General features: G+C 74.5%; 12 protein-coding genes. 7 read left to right on the top strand and 5 right to left on the bottom strand.

Annotation, left to right across the window (positions count from 1 at the left end):
• Nucleotides 1–2: 2 nt before the first annotated feature.
• Nucleotides 3–1,355 (bottom strand): MFS transporter, encoded by a 1,353-nt coding sequence (locus ACGF13_RS33340; RefSeq protein ID WP_392882696.1) that lies wholly within the window; start codon nt 1,353–1,355, stop codon nt 3–5.
• A 557-nt stretch (nt 1,356–1,912) separates the two neighbouring features.
• On the opposite strand from ACGF13_RS33340, the gene ACGF13_RS33335 reads away from it, so the two are divergent.
• Nucleotides 1,913–2,794, top strand: coding sequence for a DUF3027 domain-containing protein (locus tag ACGF13_RS33335; protein ID WP_392882693.1), 882 nt, complete (start codon nt 1,913–1,915; stop codon nt 2,792–2,794).
• 171 nt (nt 2,795–2,965) lie between these two features.
• Nucleotides 2,966–6,262 (top strand): sacsin N-terminal ATP-binding-like domain-containing protein, encoded by a 3,297-nt coding sequence (locus tag ACGF13_RS33330; RefSeq protein ID WP_392882471.1) that lies wholly within the window; start codon nt 2,966–2,968, stop codon nt 6,260–6,262.
• A 45-nt stretch (nt 6,263–6,307) separates the two neighbouring features.
• On the opposite strand, the gene ACGF13_RS33325 is transcribed toward ACGF13_RS33330, so the two are convergent.
• Nucleotides 6,308–8,767 carry an HAD-IC family P-type ATPase gene (locus ACGF13_RS33325; protein ID WP_392882469.1) on the bottom strand — a complete coding sequence of 820 codons (2,460 nt, stop codon included), beginning with the start codon at nt 8,765–8,767 and terminating at the stop codon, nt 6,308–6,310.
• Between the two features lie 52 nt (nt 8,768–8,819).
• Nucleotides 8,820–9,134: a DUF2530 domain-containing protein gene (locus ACGF13_RS33320; protein ID WP_392882467.1), complete on the bottom strand. Its 315-nt coding sequence runs from the start codon at nt 9,132–9,134 to the stop codon at nt 8,820–8,822.
• Between the two features lie 177 nt (nt 9,135–9,311).
• Between ACGF13_RS33320 and ACGF13_RS33315 the strand changes: the two genes are divergently transcribed.
• The 3 genes from ACGF13_RS33315 to ACGF13_RS33305 all read left to right on the top strand — a co-directional run bounded on the left by ACGF13_RS33315 (nt 9,312) and on the right by ACGF13_RS33305 (nt 13,824).
• Nucleotides 9,312–10,772 carry an NCS2 family permease gene (locus tag ACGF13_RS33315; protein WP_392882465.1) on the top strand — a complete coding sequence of 487 codons (1,461 nt, stop codon included), beginning with the start codon at nt 9,312–9,314 and terminating at the stop codon, nt 10,770–10,772.
• Nucleotides 10,773–10,992: 220 nt separating this feature from the next.
• Nucleotides 10,993–11,916 (top strand): DUF4231 domain-containing protein, encoded by a 924-nt coding sequence (locus tag ACGF13_RS33310; protein ID WP_392882464.1) that lies wholly within the window; start codon nt 10,993–10,995, stop codon nt 11,914–11,916.
• A 189-nt stretch (nt 11,917–12,105) separates the two neighbouring features.
• Nucleotides 12,106–13,824 (top strand): hydrogenase maturation protein, encoded by a 1,719-nt coding sequence (locus ACGF13_RS33305; RefSeq protein WP_392882462.1) that lies wholly within the window; start codon nt 12,106–12,108, stop codon nt 13,822–13,824.
• 102 nt (nt 13,825–13,926) lie between these two features.
• Here ACGF13_RS33305 and ACGF13_RS33300 read toward each other — a convergent pair whose 3' ends face one another.
• Together ACGF13_RS33300 and ACGF13_RS33295 are read right to left on the bottom strand one after the other, a co-directional pair.
• A complete protein-coding gene (locus ACGF13_RS33300) occupies nt 13,927–14,811 on the bottom strand; it encodes an MHYT domain-containing protein (protein WP_392882460.1) in 885 nt (294 codons plus the stop codon).
• Nucleotides 14,812–15,115: 304 nt separating this feature from the next.
• Complete coding sequence (locus ACGF13_RS33295) at nt 15,116–15,583, bottom strand: VOC family protein (protein WP_392882458.1); 468 nt, start codon at nt 15,581–15,583, stop codon at nt 15,116–15,118.
• A 120-nt stretch (nt 15,584–15,703) separates the two neighbouring features.
• On the opposite strand from ACGF13_RS33295, the gene ACGF13_RS33290 reads away from it, so the two are divergent.
• The gene (locus ACGF13_RS33290; RefSeq protein ID WP_030235202.1) at nt 15,704–16,138 is read left to right on the top strand and encodes a MarR family winged helix-turn-helix transcriptional regulator; all 435 of its coding nucleotides are present in this window, start codon (nt 15,704–15,706) and stop codon (nt 16,136–16,138) included.
• Between the two features lie 92 nt (nt 16,139–16,230).
• Nucleotides 16,231–17,832 carry an MFS transporter gene (locus ACGF13_RS33285; RefSeq protein ID WP_392882455.1) on the top strand — a complete coding sequence of 534 codons (1,602 nt, stop codon included), beginning with the start codon at nt 16,231–16,233 and terminating at the stop codon, nt 17,830–17,832.
• Nucleotides 17,833–17,874: the final 42 nt, after the last annotated feature.

Below are 17,874 nucleotides of genomic sequence, written 5' to 3'. Positions count from 1 at the left end.
GGTCAGGCCACCCGGGGCGCCGCCGGGTGCCGCCGCAGACCCACCCGGAACAGCGAGCGCAGCGTCCACAGCAGCACCACGCCGACCACCCCGGCGGCGATCGACAGGCCCAGCTTCCCGTTCAGCGGCAGCAGGATGCCGACCGCGCCGCCGGCCACCCAGCACAGCTGCATCAGGGTCTCCGAACGGGCGAACGCCGAGGTCCGCACCGCCTCCGGGACGTCCCGCTGGATCAGCGCGTCCAGCGCCAGCTTGCCCAGTGACGCCGCCATCCCGGCAGTCCCGGCGACCAGAACCACCGTCACCACGCCGTACCAGAGCGCGGCCGCCGCCGTGACGCAGGTCGCCAGCAGCAGCATCGCGGTGACCGTCGCCTCCGGGCCCCGGGTGCGCAGCCAGGAGCCGAGCACCGAGCCCAGCGCGTTGCCCGTCCCGGCCGCCAGCGCCACCAGGCCCAGCGCCGCGGTCGGCCGCAGCCCGCCGATCGGCTCCTCCCGCAGCAGGAAGGCCAGGAACATCACCAGGAAGCCGACCAGCCACTTCATCGCCGACATCGCCCGCAGCGCCAGGATCACCGAGGGGCCGACGGTGCGCAGCGAGGCCTTGACCGGCGGCGGCCTGTGGTGGATCAGGTGCGAGCCCTCGCCGTGCACCTCGGCGTGCAGGACGGCGCGCTGCTCGCCCTTGGCCGAGTCCACCGCGGGCGGCAGGTGGAAGGCCATCAGGGTGCCGATCACGAACACCAGGAAGGCCCCGCGCAGCGGCCAGCCGGGCCCGAGCAGGTGCAGCAGCCCGCCGACCGCGGCCGCCACGCCGGTGGCCAGCAGCCCGGCCAGGGTGACCCGGGAGTTCGCCTTCACCAGGGACAGCCGGCTCGGCAGCAGCCGGGGCACCACCACGCTGCGCACCACGCCGTACGCCTTGGACGCGACCAGCACGCCGAGCGCCTCCGGGTAGAGCGCGATGCCGCCGCCGGCGATCACCCCGGCCATCGTCCAGGCGAGCACGGCCCGGGCCAGCATGGCCGTCGCCATGGCCGCCCGGCGGCCGTGCGGCAGCCGGTCCAGCAGCGGGCCGACCACCGGGGCCAGCAGCGCGAACGGGGCCATCGTGATCAGCAGGTAGAGCGCGACCCGGCCGCGGGCCTCGCCGGTGGGCACCGAGAAGAAGATGGTGGACGCCAGCGCGACGGTGATCAGCATGTCGCCGAAGGAGTTCAGCGCGTGCAGCTCGATCAGCTTCGCGAGGCCGGACTCGCCCGCGCCCTCGGCGGCGGTGGCCCGGCGGATCCGGCGGCCGGTGCCGTGCACCACCTTGCCGGTGCGGGAGCCGGCGGCGGAGGCGGTGCGGACCAGGAAGTGCCGGCGGGGCTCGGGGGTCTCCGGCTCCTCCGGCTCCTCCGGCTCCTCCGGGGCCAGGTCGAGGGCGGCGGGGGCGTCGGGGGCCCCGGCCGCGGACCGGTCCGCGGATTCGGCGGACGCCTCGGCGCCGTCCGCCGGCGGCGGTTCGCCCGCGCCGGGGACCGGAGGCTGCTGCCGCGGCACGGCGTCCGTCTGGTCGGGGCTGCCGGCCTGCGGGACACGCAGTACGTGCTGCGACGGTTCGGGGTCCGCCACAAGCCCATCCTGCCCCAGAATCGCCGAGCCGACGCGGGACCGGGCTCCGTTCGGCGCGGCCCCGGAACGGCCGTGTCCGCCCCGGACTGTGCCGGGGCACCGACCGGCGGGTAGCCTGCCCAAGGTCGACCCGCCGGAGCGCCGGGGCGCCGGCAGGCCGGTCGAGCGGCGCGGCCGGTACCCGAGGGGGCTCCCGGTCGCGCAGAATGGACGTGGGACACCAAGCCGCGACGGAACAGGCAACACGCCGTGGGCGACAGAAGAACTGGGAGAGAATCGACGCCGTGAGTGCTGCGATGCGAAGCCGTACCCCCGACCGGCTCTGTGCCGAGGCCGTCGAACTCGCCCGCCAGGCCGCCGAGGAGGCCGTCGGTGCGGAGGCCGTCGGGCCGCACCTGGGTGCCCACGCGGACGCCGACCGCGTCGTCACCCACACCTTCGAGTGCCTTGACGCGGCCTACCGCGGCTGGCACTGGGCGGTCACCGTCGCGCGTGCGCCGCGCGCCAAGAACGTCACCCTGGACGAGGTCGTGCTGCTGCCCGGCGACGACGCGGTGCTCGCCCCGGAGTGGGTGCCGTGGAGCGACCGGCTGCGGCCCGGCGACATGGGCCCGGGCGACCTGCTGCCCACCGGCGCCGACGACCTGCGGCTGGAGCCCGGCTGGACGGGCGAGGACGAGCCCGCGCCGAACTCCGCGGTCGCCCTGGCGGACGACGAGGACATGGTCGTCACCGACCCGCACGTCGAGCCCGCCCCGGCCCGCGCCCGGATCAACGCCGTCGCCGAGGAGCTGGGCCTGGGCCGCAGCCGGGTGCTCTCCCGGCTCGGGATGCACCTGGCCGCCGAGCGCTGGGAGAAGTCCCACGGCCCGCAGACCGCGATGGCGCAGGCCGCCCCGGCCTCGTGCGCGAGCTGCGGCTTCCTGGTCCCGATCGGAGGCTCGCTCGGGCAGGCCTTCGGTGTGTGCGGCAACGAGTTCGGCCCGGCCGACGGCCAGATCGTCTCCTTCGCGTACGGCTGCGGCGGGCACTCCGAGGCGGCCGTGATCCCGGCCCCGCCGGCGCCGTCCGAGCTGATCCTGGACGAGCTGGTGGTCGAGCCGCTCCCGCTGCACCCCGACCGCGCCTCCGGCTCCGTCGAGCCCGACGCCCCCGCCGAGGAGCTCGGCCACTCCTGAGCCCCGTGCCCTCCGCGGCCCGCCCGGTCACCGACCGGCGCGGGCCGCGGTGCTTTCCGGGCGGCGGGGGGCCGCCGGGGCCGGCGGCGGCGGGGTGCGTGGTCGGGAGCAGTCAGTGGGGCAGGGAAGAATGCCCTACGACGAACAGGGCAGCGGAAGGCGGCAGGTCCAGTGGAACCTCGGATCATCGGCAGCGGCACGGACGAGCACCTCGCGGACCCCTTCGGCAGCGCCGCGCTGCGCCGACGGGTGCTGGCCGCCTGGGCCGCCTCGCCGGCCCGGTTCCGGGAGGACGCCAACGCCGAGGAGGAGCTGGCGCTCGGCGGCTACCGGGACCGCCTGGTGGTCGAGTTGGCGCAGAACGCGGCCGACGCCGCGGTCCGGGCCGGCCAGGGCCCCGGCCGGCTGAGGCTGACCCTCGCCGACGGCGTGCTCGCCGCCGCCAACACCGGCGCCCCGCTGGACGCGGCCGCCGTCGAGTCGCTGTCCACCCTGCGCGCCTCCTCCAAGCGCGGCGAGGAGCCCGCCGTCGGCCGGTTCGGGGTCGGCTTTGCGGCCGTCCTCGCCGTGACCGACGAGCCCGCCGTGCTGAGTGCCACCGGCGGGGTGCGCTGGTCGCTCGGTGAGGCCCGGGCGCTGGCCGGGGCCCAGCCGGAGCTGGCCGACGAGCTGCGCCGCCGGGACGGCCACGTGCCGCTGCTGCGGCTGCCGTTCGCGGCCGAGGGGCCGGCCCCGGCGGGCTACGACACGGTGGTGGTGCTGCCGCTGCGGGACGCCGCCGCCGAGGACCTGACCCGCCGTCTGCTGGCCGGGATCGACGACGCGCTGCTGCTCACCCTGCCCGGCCTGCGCGAGGTCGTGGTGGAGACGCCGGACGGCACCCGCACGCTCACCCGGGAGGCCGCCGAGGCCCGCCCGGACGGGGTCACCGAGGTCACCGTCACCGACGACGCGGGCGGCCGGCCGCGGCGGACGGTCTGGCAGACCGTCGGCGCCTCCGGCACGCTCGCGGCCGAGCTGCTGCTCGACCGGCCCACCGAGGAACGCTCGCGCCCGTACTGGACGGTGACCTGGGCCGTCCCGGTCGGCCCGGACGGCGCCCCGCAGCGGCCCGCGATCGCCTCCGTGCTGCACGCGCCGACCCCCAGCGACGAGCCGGTCGGCCTGCCCGCGCTGCTGATCGCCTCCTACCCGCTGGACTCCACCCGCCGGCACGTCGCGCCCGGTCCGCTGGCCGACTTCCTCACCGAGCGCGCCGCCGACAGCTACGCCGAGCTGCTGCGCGCCCGCGGCGCCGACCTCGGCTCGCTCGGCCTCGTTCCCGCCCCGCTCGGCCAGGGCGCGCTGGACAACGCGCTGCGCGCCGCGGTGCTCTCCCGGCTGCCGGGCACGCCGTTCCTGCCGCACCCGGCGCCGGTCGAGGAGGGCACGCCCGCGCTGCGGCCCCGGGACGCGACGCTGCTGGAGGGCGCGGACGGCTCGGTGGTCGAGGCGCTCTCGCCGATCTTCCCCGGGCTGCTGCCGGCCGGCCTGGAGCGCCGCACCGAGCTGCGGGTGCTGAACGTGCGCCGGGTGCCGCTGGCCGAGGTGGTGGACCAGCTCGGCGGCCTGGACCGCGAGCCCGCGTGGTGGCGCAACCTGTACGCGGCGCTCGGCGCGGCCGACCCGGAGGCGCTCGGCGCGCTGCCCGTCCCGCTGGCCGACGGGCGGACGGTCACCGGGCCGCGGCGCGTCCTGCTGCCCTCCGAGGACGCCGACTGGGCGGCCTTCCCCGGCTACCCCGAGTCGCTGGCGGGCGCGCTCGCCGCGCTGGACCTGCGCCTGGCCCACCCCGAGGCCGCCCACCCGCTGCTGGCCAAGCTCGGCGCCGGCACCGCCACCCCGGCCGGGGTGCTGGACACCCCCGAGGTGCGGGCCGCCGTCGCCCGCTCCTACGAGCTGGCCGAGGACGACCTGGACGCGGCGCTCGAACTCGCCGACGCCGTCCTGGCGTTGGTGAAGGCCGCCGCCCCGGAGCCGGGCGCCCACCCGTGGCTGGCCAGGCTGGCGCTGCTCGACGACGAGGGCGAGCCCGCCCGGGCCGGTGAACTCGTGCTGCCCGGAAGCCCGTTCGCCGCGCTCGCCCGCGAGGAGGACGCCGGCTGGGTGGACGACGAGCTGCTGGAGCGCTGGGGCCCGGAGGTGCTCGCCGCCGTCGGCGTGCTGGCCGACTTCGTGCTGGTGCGCGCCGAGGACGTGGTGCTCGACCCGGACGACCTGGAGCGGCTCGACCCGACCGCGCCGGCCGACCGCGCGGCCGGCGGCCACCCCACCGGCCTGCTGGACGAGGCCCCGGACGGGCTCGCCGAGTGGGCCGAGGACGCGCTGGAGGCGCTGCAGGCCGACGAGGCGATCGGCGTCCCGCCGGTGGCCGCCGAGCTGCTGGCCGTGCGCGACCTCGACCTGGTGGACGACGACGCCTGGCCCCAGGCGCTCGCCGCGCTGGCCCGCCCGCCGTACCGGGACGCCGTGGTCGGCCCGGTGCGCACCCTGCTGCCGGACGGCTCGTACGCCGACCTGCCGCCGTACACCGCGTGGTGGCTGCGCGACCACCCGGTGCTGGCGGGCCGCGAGCCGGCCGGCCTGCGCGCCGCCGGGGCGGACCCGCTGCTGCGCGGCCTGTACGACGAGGCCCGCACCACCCTGGACGAGCAGTTCCTGCACGCGCTCGGGGTGCGCACCACGCTGGCCGCGCTGCTCGCCGAGCCGCACGGTCCTGACGAGGTGCTGGACCGGATGACCGACCCGGACGCCGAGGTCGGCCACCGCCAGCTGCACGGCATCCACACCGCGCTGGCCCGGGTGGACCGCGACCGGATCGAGCCGCTGGACGTGGTGCGGGCGCTGCCGCCGCTGGACCCGGAGACCGGGCGCCGGCCGGCCCACACCGTGGTGGTGGACGCCGCCGAGGCGGTCGTCGCCGACGCCCCCGACCTGGTCCAGCTGCTGCACCCGTACCCGCTGCTGCCGGTCGCCCCGGCGCTGGCCGCCGACCTCGCCGAGCGGCTGCAGGTGTCGCTGGCCAGCGAGGTGGCGGGCGGCCGGGTGCTGTCCGAGGGCGTGCTGCACCGGGTGCCGGCGGTGGTGCGGGAGCTGCTGCCCGGCTGCCCGGTGGCGTACGAGGAGCACGAGGAGCTGCTGGTCGTCGGGCCGGACGGCGGCGAGGCGGCGGTGGACTGGCGCTGGGACACCGGGGCGCAGGCCCCGGAGCCGCCGTACGACCCGGAGCTGGCCGAGGCCGGGGACGAGGACGACGAGTTCGAGGTCCCGCCGGTGCCCGGGCTGCTGCACGCGGCCACCCCGGAGGGCCTCGCCGCCGGGCTGGCCTGGTCGGTCGGGCAGTGGCACCGCCGCTTCGAGGTGCTGGCCGCCCTCAGCGAGCCGGACCGCGCCTACGAGCTCTCGGCCGCCCGGGACTTCGAGGGCTGAGCCGCGCCCCGTGGGCCCGCCCCGGGCGGCGGGCCCACGGGAGGGTCACTCCATGCCGCGGCGCTTCATGACGCGCCAGGTGATCTCCAGGGCGATGCCGCAGACCACCGCGATGGCGACGCCCGTCAGCGGGTCGCGGTAGCCGACCAGCGAGAGGTCGAAGAAGGTCTTCAGCGGGGGCACCACCAGCACCAGCGCGAAGGCGCCGCACATGCTGCCGATCAGCAGCAGGCGCCACCAGTTGTACGGGCGGGCGACGATGGCGAGGACCCAGATGGCGATCAGGAAGAGCGTCAGGGTGGCCACACTGGTGTCGGCCTTGAGGTCGGTCGCGTGGTCGGTGCGGGCGAGCGTGTAGGCGACGAAGGTGCCGGTGCCGGCGATGACGCCGCCGGGGATCGCCAGCCGCAGCACCCGCTTCACGAAGCCGGTGCGGGCCCGCTCGTTGTTGGGGGCGAGCGCGAGGAAGAACGCCGGGATGCCGATGGTCAGTGAGGACAGCACGGTGGAGTGCCGGGGCAGGAACGGGTACGGCGAATGGGTGAAGATCACCAGGAGGGCCAGCAGGACCGAGTAGACGGTCTTCACCAGGAAGAGTGAAGCGACCCGCTCGATGTTGCCGATGACCCGGCGGCCCTCGGCCACCACGGAGGGCAGCGAGGCGAAGGAGTCGTTCAGCAGCACGATCTGGGCGACCGCCTTGGTGGCGTCCGAGCCGGTGCCCATCGCCACGCCGATGTCGGCGTCCTTGAGCGCGAGCACGTCGTTGACGCCGTCGCCGGTCATCGCCACGGTGTGGCCGCGGGACTGCAGCGCCCCGACCAGCTGGCGCTTCTGCTGGGGGGTGACCCGGCCGAAGACGTTGGTCCGGTCGGCGGTCTCGGCGAGTTCCTCCGGGTCGGCGGGCAGGGTGCGGGCGTCCAGCGGGTGGTCGGCGCCGGGCAGGCCCAGGTGGCCGGCCACCGCGCCGACCGAGACCGCCGCGTCGCCGGAGATGACCTTGGCCCGGACCCGCTGGCCCTCGAAGTAGCGCAGGGTCTCGGCGGCGTCCGAGCGCAGCCGCTGCTGGAGCACCACCAGGGCGAGCGGGGTGAGGTCGGCCGCCGGGTCGGGGGCGTCCAGCGGGACGGTGGTGCGGCCGAGCAGCAGTACCCGCAGGCCGCGGGCGCCCAGTTCGTCCACCTCGGCCAGGGCCGGGTGCCCGGCGGGCAGCAGCACGTCGGGCGCGCCGAGCAGCCAGCTGGCCTCGCCGCCCTGCGGCTCCAGCAGCTGCACCCCGCTCCACTTGCGGGCGGAGGAGAAGGGCATCGCCTCGATCACCCGCCAGCCGTCGCGGCCCGAGGAGGCGCCGCCGTCGCCGCGCCCGTACGCGTCGATGACCGCCTGCATGGACGGGTTGGGGCGGGCGTCGGCGCCGGCCATCACGGCCAGCGCGTGCTTGACGGTCTCCGGGGCGACGGCGGCGGGCTCCCCGTTCGAGAGCACCCGCAGGTCGATCACGTCCATGCCGCCCTCGGTGAGGGTGCCGGTCTTGTCCAGGCAGACGGTGTCCACCCGGGCCAGGCCCTCGATCGCCGGGAGCTCCTGGACCAGGCACTGCTTGCGGCCGAGCCGGACCACGCCGATCGCGAAGGCGACCGAGGTCAGCAGCACCAAGCCCTCGGGGACCATCGGCACGATGCCGGCCACCATGCGCCGGACGGCCTCCTGCCAGTCCCGGCCCTCGACGGCCAGCTGGCTGATGATCAGACCGAGGGCGGTGGGGATCAGCAGGTAGGTGATGATCCGCAGGATGCTGTCGATGCCGGTGCGCAGCTCCGACTTCACCAGGGTGAACTTGCTGGCCTCCTCGGCGAGCTGGGCCGCGTAGGCCTCGCGGCCGACCTTGGTGGCGGTGAACGCGCCGGCGCCGGCCACCACGAAGCTGCCGGACATCACGTGGTCGCCGGGCTGCTTGAGGACCGGGTCGGGCTCGCCGGTCAGCAGCGACTCGTCGATCTCCAGGCCGTCCGCCTCGGTGACCTCGCCGTCCACGATCACCTTGTCGCCGATGCCGAGCAGCACGGTGTCGTCGAGGACGATCTCGGAGACGCCGATCTGCTGGACGGCGCCGTCCCGGCGGACCTGCGGGCGGGCCTCGCCGATCAGGGCCAGACTGTCCAGGGTCTTCTTGGCGCGCAGCTCCTGGATGATGCCGATCGCCGTGTTGGCCACGATGACCAGGCCGAACAGGCCGTCCTGGAGCGGACCGACGATCAGGATGATGCCGAACATCACGCCGATGATGGCGTTGAAGCGGGTGAAGACGTTGGCCCGGACGATCTCCCTGGTGGACCGGCTGGACCGTACGGGGACGTCGTTGACCTGGCCCTTCGCGACCCGCTCGGCCACCTCGGCGGCGGTCAGGCCACCGCGCCGGCCGGGCAGCAGGCCGAGGGGGTGCGCTCCGTCCGGTCGGTCTCGGTCGGTCGGCCGCTCTTCCGCTGGCTGGGCAGGCTGCGTCATGGCACCGACTCTACGGGTGCCTTATGCCCGATGCGTGCTACTAAAGGACTATTCAGTCCGACCGGGTGGCCGGGTTCTGGCCGTTGTCCTCGGCCGTGTGTTCGGCCGTGTGCGCGGCCGCCTCGGCGGCGCGGCCGCGGGCGATCGCGTCCCGTCGGGCGCGGCAGTACCAGAGGCCGATCAGGCCGAGCAGGCCGCCGGAGAGGCAGATCCACGGCCAGGTGCCGTGGCCGTGCGCGGAGAGGGTGCCCTGGAAGGGGAGCAGGGCGAGGAAGGCGACGAACCACAGCACCGTGCCGCCGCCGACGATGGCGACGTCGTTGGCCTCCAGCGGAGGGGGCGAGGGGTGCAGTGGCGTCTTGGGCATGGGGCCTAGCGTACGGTGCGGCGGGCGGCTGTGCGGGCCCCTCGGCCCCATGCGAGCTCTACGCGCGAAGATAGCGCGTGTGCGATCCGGAAACCATACTTAAAGATCTGCGCCCGGCCACCGTCGCCCCGGGCGTCCACTCCCTCTCCTCAGCTCCCCCACAGAGGACGCACGCACATGCCAGTGGTCCAGCCGACCACCGAGTCGCCCGAACCCGCCGACGCCGCGCCGAAGCCCCCCACGAGCGCCGTCGACCGCTTCTTCCGGATCAGCGAGCGGGGTTCCACCCTGCCGCGCGAGATCCGCGGTGGTGTCGCCACCTTCTTCACCATGGCGTACATCCTGGTGCTGAACCCGATCATCCTGGCCAGCGGCACCGACGTCACCGGGGCCCACCTGGACAGCGGCCAGCTGGTCACCGCGACCGCCCTGACCGCGGGTCTGACCACCCTGCTGATGGGGGTCGTCGGCAACGTCCCGATCGGCCTGGCCGCCGGCCTCGGCGTCAACACGATCGTGGCGCTCCAGCTCGCCCCCAAGATGACCTGGCCGGACGCCATGGGCATGGTCGTGCTGGCCGGTTTCGCGATCATGCTGCTGGTCGCCACCGGTCTGCGCGAGCGGGTCATGAACGCCGTGCCGCTCGGTCTGCGCAAGGCGATCGCGATCGGTATCGGCCTGTTCATCAGCCTGGTCGGCCTGGTCGACTCCGGCTTCGTCAGCCGCATCCCGGACGCCGCCCACACCACGGTCCCGCTCCAGCTCGGCGGCAACGGGCACCTGCTCGGCTTCCCGGTGCTGATCTTCGTGGTCGGCCTGCTGCTGACCCTGATCCTGCTGATCCGCAAGGTGCCCGGCGCCATCCTGATCAGCATCGCGGTCTCCACCGCGCTCGCCGCGATCATCGACAAGGTGGCCGACATCCCGGCGCTCAAGTGGGGCCTCACCGTCCCGACCTGGCCGGGCAACCCGGTCTCGGCGCCGGACTTCGGGCTGGTCGGCAAGGTCAGCCTGTTCGGCGGCTTCGAGAAGGTCGGCGTGCTGACCGGCGTGCTGTTCGTCTTCACCGTGCTGATGTCCTGCTTCTTCGACGCGATGGGCACCATCCTCGGCGTGGCCGACGAGGCCCACCTGCTGGACGCGAAGGGCGACCTGCCCGGCATCAACAAGGTCCTGATGGTGGACGGCATCGCCACCGCGGCCGGCGGTGCCACCTCGTCCTCCGCCAACACCTGCTTCGTCGAGTCCACCGCCGGTGTCGGCGAGGGCGCCAGGACCGGCTTCGCCTCGATCGTCACCGGCCTGCTCTTCGTGGTGGCGCTCTTCCTCACCCCGCTCGCCACCATGGTCCCGGCCCAGGCCGCCACCCCGGCCCTGGTCACCGTCGGCTTCCTGATCCTGGCCAACTCGATCAAGGAGATCGACTGGGCCGACTACACGATCGCGATCCCGGCCTTCGTGACCATCGTGATGATGCCGTTCACCTACAGCATCACCAACGGCATCGGCATGGGCTTCATCGTCTTCTGCGTGATGCGCCTGGCCGCCGGCCGCGGCCGCGGGGTCCCGGTCCCGATGTACGTGGTGGCGGCGGTGTTCGCCTTCTACTACCTGATGCCGGCCCTCGGCCTGCTCTGACGCCGTACGGCCCACGCGGCCCCGTCCCCCCGGCTTCACCTCGGGGGGACGGGGCCGCGGCGTCTCCGCGGGGCGCTCCTCCGGCCGCCCGGCCTTTCCGCGGGGCGCCCCTTTGGCCGCACCCGTCACCAGCGGTCGGAAGTTGTCAAGAATGCGCCCGTGTAGGCGAGTTGGCGATGGGAATACTGGCTGGACGGAGAAGGGGGAGGGGACTCGACCGATGGTGCAACAGGATCCGCCGGGGGGCGTCGAGGCACAGCTTCTGCCGGAGCTGTTCTGGACGACGGACAAGGCATCGCTGGACGGCCAGCGGGAGACGCTGCGCTGGTACCGCGGCCTGATCGCGATGCTGGTGGTCGCCGCGGTGATCGGGTCGTTCCCGGGCCCGGACGACAAGGGCGACTTCGACGTCTGGCCGCTGTTCTCGGTCGCCGCCTTCCTGGTGGCCGGCTACTTCTGGTCCCGGCTGCGCCGGAGCAACCCGCAGGGCCGCTGGTACCAGGCCAGGGCGGCGGCCGAGTCGGTCAAGACGCTGGCCTGGAAGTACACCGTCCGGGCCGCGCCGTTCGACGGCGAGGCCGAGTCCGTGGACGTCGACCGCGGCTACCTGCTCCAGGTCGAGGACGTGCTGCGGGCCTTCGAGGACCCGGAGATCGTGCCGCCCGGCAGCGTCGCCGAGATCACCCCGGAGATGCGCCGGCAGCGCGCCGAGAGCCTGACCGCCCGGCGCACCCTCTACCTGCGCACCCGGGTCGAGGGCCAGCGCACCTGGTACCGCTCCCGGGCCGAGGCCTGCGATTCGCAGGCGGTCTCCTGGGGGCTCGGCGTCGCGGTGCTGATCATCGTCGGTGCCGCGGCGGCCGTCGCCCAGGCCACCGGCGCGCTGCCGGTGCACGTCTTCGGCGCCACCTCGGCCGCCGCGGCGGCGATCATCGCCTGGACGCAGCTCAAGCAGCTCGGCCCGCTGGCCGCCGCCTACCAGCTGGCCGCGCGCGAGCTGGAGAACGTCGGCAACCAGCTGTCCGACCTCGACCTCCGGGCGCCGGACGCCGAGGCGCGCTGGGCCCGGTTGGCCGCCGAGGCGGAGGACGCGGTCTCCCGGGAGCACACCACCTGGCGGGCCCGCCGGGCGTTCCCGCGTTAGGGGCGCGTGTCCGCCGGCGGCGGAGAGTACCCGGTGGGAACGGGGAGTTGGGGAGATCCGGCGAAACGCGGGGCACAGGTGTGCGGGGTGCGTGAGAGTAGAGCGCCGAGACACGGACCGTAATCATTACGTGTCCATGCCGTGGTTTCATCGCCTGCGCGCGACCCCAGTTCCCGCCGGAGGCCCTCCTTGCGCATTCTCCTGATCGCCAGCGCGTTCAACAGCCTGACCCAGCGCGTCCACACCGGACTGCGCGAGCGCGGCCACCGGGTCGCCGTCCAACTCGCCCTCGGAGACGAGGGGATGAGGGAGGCGGTGGCCCGCACCGATCCCGAGCTGATCATCTGCCCGATGCTCACCAGGGCCGTCCCGCAGGACATCTGGTCCACCCGGACCGTCCTGATCGTGCACCCGGGGCCCAAGGGCGACCGCGGTCCCTCCTCGCTCGACTGGGCGATCACCGAGGGGGCGGAGCACTGGGGCGTCACCGTGCTGCAGGCCGTCGAGGAGATGGACGCCGGGGACATCTGGGCCTCCGTCGAGTTCCCCGTCCCCGCCTGCGGCAAGAGCGAGTTGTACCGGGGCGAGCTCGCCGACGCCGCCGTCGAGGCCGTCCTGCTGGCCGTCCAGCGGTACGAGGGCGGGCTGTTCACCCCCGAGCCGCTGGACTACGCCCGGCCGGACGTGCAGGGCGAACCGCGGCCCTTCCTGCGCCAGGAGGCGCGCCGGATCGACTGGTCGCGGGACGACACCGCCACCGTGCTGCGCAAGCTGCGCGCCGCCGACTCCCAGCCCGGCGTGCTGGACGAGCTGTACGGGCGGGAGTTCTTCCTGCACGGCGGCCACCCCGAGGACGAGCTGCGCGGACCGGTGCCCGGCGCCGTGCTGGCCACCCGGGACGGCGCGATCTGCCGGGCCACCGTGGACGGCGCTGTGTGGATACCGCAGCTGCGCCCGCGCCGCACCCCCGGCGGGCCGGCCACCTTCAAGCTGCCGGCGGCCACCGCGCTCGCCGACGAGCTGTACCGGGTCCGCGAGGTGCCGGTGCGCCCGGAGGCGGCGAGCCGCCGGGACACCTGGTCGGAGCTGCGCTACCGCGAGGAGGGCGAGGTCGGCTTCCTCGAATTCGCCTACGCGGGCGGGGCGATGAGCACCGGGCAGTGCCGCCGGCTGCTCGCCGCCTACCGGGAGGCGGCCGAGCGGCCGACCTCGGTGCTGGTGCTCGGCGCGCCCCGGGACTTCTACTCCAACGGGATCCACCTCAACGTCATCCAGGGCGCGGCCTTCCCGGCACTGGAGTCCTGGGAGAACATCAACGCGATGGACGACTTCGTCGAGGCGGTGCTGACCACGACGGACAAGGTGACGGTGGCGGCCCTGGCCGGGAACGCGGCGGCCGGGGGGCTGATGGCGGCGCTCGCCGCCGACGAGGTGTGGTGCCGGGAGTCGGCGGTGCTCAACCCGCACTACCGGCTGATGGGCCTGTACGGCTCCGAGTACTGGACGTACACCCTGCCCCGGCGGGTCGGCGCCGAGCAGGCCGAGCGGCTGACCGCCGAGGCGCTGCCGGTCGGTGCCGACCACGCCCGCCGGATCGGCCTGGTGGACCGTACGGTCGGCGGGGACGCGGCCGGGTTCCGCCGCTGGGTGGCCCGCGAGGCCGCCCGGATCGCCGCCGCCCCGGACCTCACGGGGCGGCTGGTGGACAAGAAGCGCCGCCGCGCGGTCGACGAGGAGGCCAAGCCGCTGGCCGAGTACCGGGCGGAGGAACTGCGCCGGATGCACGCCAACTTCTACCGGGCGGGCGAGCCGTACCACGCGCTGCGGCGGGACTTCGTGCACAAGGTCTGCCCGGTGGCCACGCCGGAGCACGTGGCGGGGCTCCTCGGGCGTCCCTCGCAGGCCTGACGCGGCGGTACCCGTCGGAACGGGAACGGGACCGGGCGGACGCCCGGTCGGGGTGGGGGGCCCGGCCGGACGCCCGCTCGGGCTCCGCTCCCGCGCCCGGCCTCAGCGCCGGGCCGCCCCGCCCAGTGGCCGCTGCCGCCGCGGGAGCGGCGGCAGCGGCGGGTCGTCCGGGCCGCCCGGGGTGCGCGCGGCCCACCCGGCCCGCTCGGTGGCGGGAGCACGCGGGGGCAGCGGGGCGGCCGGACCGGCCAGCAGGGGCCGGGAGTCGGGTCGGCTCGGTGAGACGGCGAAGGCCAGCGAGCCGAAGAACACGTAGCAGCCGAGCCCGACCCCGAGCGGGAAGATGAACTGGAGCGCCATCACGCCGTCCGCGGTGGAGCGCGAGAAGTCCAGCCGGACGGAGAGCGCCGCCATGCCGGTGTAGTGCATCGCACAGACCGCCACGCCCATCACCGGGGCCGCCGCCAGTACGGCGAGCGTGCCCTGGATGTTCAGCGCGGCCCAGAGCGCGGCCGTGGCCGCGACCACGGCGATCGCCACCGAGGCCGCCACGGTGGGCCGGTCGTAGTCGAGCCGGCCGGGCAGGACCATCGCGGCCATGCCCAGGTAGTGCATCGCGGCGACCCCGAGGCCGGTGGTCAGCCCGCCGACCAGCAGGGCCGGGCCGCGGCGCCGCCAGTACCCGACGGTGAAGAGCCCGACGCCGACCACGGCGACGGCGACCAGCAGGCTGAGGACGGTGAGCCCGGGCCGGTAGCTGATCTCGACGCCGGTCACGGAGAAGCCGAGCATCGCGATGAAGTGCATGGACCAGATTCCGGCCCCGAGCGAGGTCGAGGCGAACAGCAGCCAGACGGCCCGGGTGCGGCCCCGGGAGACGAGTGCCCAGCGGGCGCTGCGCAGCGCGACGAAGGCGCCGAGGCAGGCGACGAAGTACGAGACCGCCGGTGTCACCCAGCCGTGGTCGGCATGGTGGATCTCACCCAACAGAGCTCCCTGGACGAGGGTTGCGGGCACCGGGAGACGGGCGGACGCGGCTGGCCGGGGAAGGCGCGCGGCAGCGGGCACCGGAGCGGGAACGCGGTCCCGCGGGGAGGAGCCTGGTATGTGGTGCCCCTGACAAACCGGGAGAGTAGTCACTGTTCGGCGGATCGCACAATGTTCGCGTTTTTCGTGAAGTCCCAGGTCAGGATGGACCTTTACGCGGTCTGCATGATCCCGGCACCAACCCCTGACACCGCCTGCGCACCGCCCCCGGGTCGCGGTCGGCGCCCACTCCGGCGGTCGGCGCTCACTCCAGGGGGGCTAGTCCGAACGGGTGGCCGGCCGGGTCGATCAGCACCCGCAGCGTGCGGCCGTGCTGGTAGGCGGGCTCGGTGGCGCCGAGCGCGAGGGCCTTCTCGGTGGCCTCGTCCAGGTCGTCGACGTAGAAGTCGAGGTGGAAGTGCTTGCTGCCGTCCGGTTCCTTCCACGGCTCCGGCCGGTACCCGGTCACCCGCCCGAAGCCGATCGGGCTGCCGCCCTCGGGGTTGTCCAGGATCGCGAAGTGCTCGTCCGCGTGCCTGGTCTCCCACCCCAGCAGCTCGCCGTAGAACGAGGCCAGTGCGACCGGGTCGGCGCAGTCGATGGTGACCATGGCGAGCCGGGCGAAGCCGGTGTCGTCGGGCTCGGTCCTGGTGGACGGCACGGACGGCTGCGACTGCTCGGACGGCTGCGGCCGTTCGGACCGCCCGGACGGCTCGGTGGCGAGGTCGGACATGGCAGGTCGGCCCTTCTGGGAGTCGAGAGCTGGGGCCCATGACCAATATCGCACCGGGGTGACCCTCCGGCGCGGCGGATCTCATTTTCCTTAGCGAGAGTAATGACGTAGTCTAAAGAGATGCCCGAGATGTCCGAGCAGGACCTCGCAGCGATCAGTCAGCTGCGATCGTCCACGATGCGCCTCTCCCGACGACTCAAACACCAACGGGTGGAGGAGTCGCTGAGTCCCACCGAGATGGGAGTACTGGGCACCCTCGCCCGGTGCGGGAAGGCGACGCCGGGTGAGCTCGCCCGGAAGGAGCACGTGCAGCCTCCCTCGATGACCAGGATCGTCGCGATGCTGGAGGAGAAGGGGCTGGTGCGGCGCGAGCCGCACCCCGAGGACCGCCGCCAGGTGGTCGTCAGCAGCACCGAGCAGGCCGAGACGATCCTCGCGGAGAGTCGTCGACGCCGGAACGTCTGGCTCGCCGAGCTCGCCCAGGGACTCGACGAGGAGGAGTGGGCCGTCCTCAGGGAGGCCGCGCCCGTGCTCTACAAGCTCGCACACCTCTAGGCACACCGAATCCGGCCAGCCGCCGGAAGAACGAGGAGCACTGCATCACCGCAGGACCGACCACTGACACCAGGAGCGCGACGGCCACCGCCATGGCCGTCGCGCCACGAGGGGAGACCACCGTGACACCGCCGGCCGCAGCCAGCGCCGCCGCCTTCCGTACCGACGACCCGACCACCGACCCCGCCGCGGCGAGCGCCGCGGCCGCCGACACCCAGGCACCCGCCCCCACGGGGCTGCCCGGCAACGGCGACGACGACCCCGACGAACGCACCGCGGCGGACCCCGCCGCTCAGGGCCGCCCCCACTCGGCCCGCCCGTCGCCCGCCACCACCCTTCCGGCGACGAGCTCCGCTCGGCCCCTCTCATCTCCCACAGGTGCCGAATTCACCCGGCCCGGGGGGATGTTCTCCTCACTGCGCGTTCGCAACTACCGCTACTACTTCGCCGGCCAGGTGGTGTCCAACACCGGCACCTGGATGCAGCGGATCGCCCAGGACTGGCTGGTGCTGAGCCTCACCGGCAGTCCGCTCGCGGTCGGCATCACCACCGCCATGCAGTTCCTGCCGATGCTGTTGCTCGGCCTGTTCGGCGGCGTGCTCGCGGACCGGATGCCCAAGCGCCGGCTGCTGATCTACACCCAGGGCGCGATGGGCCTGCTGGCCGCCGGCCTCGCGGTGCTGACCGTCGGCGGCGTGGTGACGCCGTACTACGTGTACTTCTTCGCGCTGCTGCTCGGCCTGGTCACCGTGGTGGACAACCCGACCCGGCAGGCCTTCGTCTCCGAGATGGTCGGGCCCAAGGACCTCGCCAACGCCGTCAGCCTGAACGCCGCCAACTTCCAGACCGCCCGGCTGGTCGGCCCCGCCGTCGCGGGCCTGCTGATCGCCGCGGTCGGCAGCGGCTGGGCGTTCGCCGTCAACACGCTGTCCTTCGCCGCCGTGATCGGCGGGCTGCTCGCGATGCGGGAGAGCGAACTGCGCCCGACCGAGCCGATCGCCCGCGAGAAGGGGCAGTTGCGCGAGGGCCTGCGGTACGTGAGGGAGCGGCCCGAGCTGCTCTGGCCGATGGTGCTGGCCGGGTTCATCGGCACCTTCGGCTTCAACTTCCCGACGCTGCTCTCCGGTTTCGCGTACGACACCTTCGAGGTGGGCGCCGGCCAGTACGGCCTGCTGAACACCGCGATGGCGATCGGTTCGCTGACCGGCGCGCTGCTCGCCGCCCGCCGGGGCGTGCCGCGGCTGCGCCGGCTGGTCGGTGCGGCGCTGGCCTTCGGCGCGCTGGAGGTGGTCGCCGCGTTCGCGCCCGACTACTGGACCTTCGCGCTGCTGCTGATGCTGATCGGGGTGTTCGGGCTGAGCTTCAACACCTCGGTCAACTCCTCGCTGCAGCTGGCCACCGACCCCGAGATGCGCGGCCGGGTGATGGGCCTGCTGGTGCTGGTCTTCACCGGCGGCACGCCGATCGGCGCCCCGATCGTCGGCTGGGTGACCGCCTCGTACGGGCCCCGGCTCGGCCTGCTGGCCTGCGGACTGGTGTCCGCGGCGGCGGCCGGCGTGGTGGGCCTGGTGCTGGCCCGCAGCGCGGACCTGCGGGTGCGCTTCGACCTGCACCCGGGCCGCGGCGGCCGGGTGGTGGCCGTCGTGCCGCGAACCGGCGCGACGAGCAAGTCGGAGCTGGCCCCGGCCTGCTGACGGAACGTCGGGCCCCCGGACGTGTCCGGGGGCCCGCGGTGG

The sequence above is a fragment of the Kitasatospora sp. NPDC048286 genome, from assembly GCF_043201735.1.
Taxonomy (GTDB): domain Bacteria; phylum Actinomycetota; class Actinomycetes; order Streptomycetales; family Streptomycetaceae; genus Kitasatospora.
The sequence above is the reverse complement of the archived record's forward strand: the minus strand, read 5'-3'. Positions and strand labels throughout refer to the sequence as shown.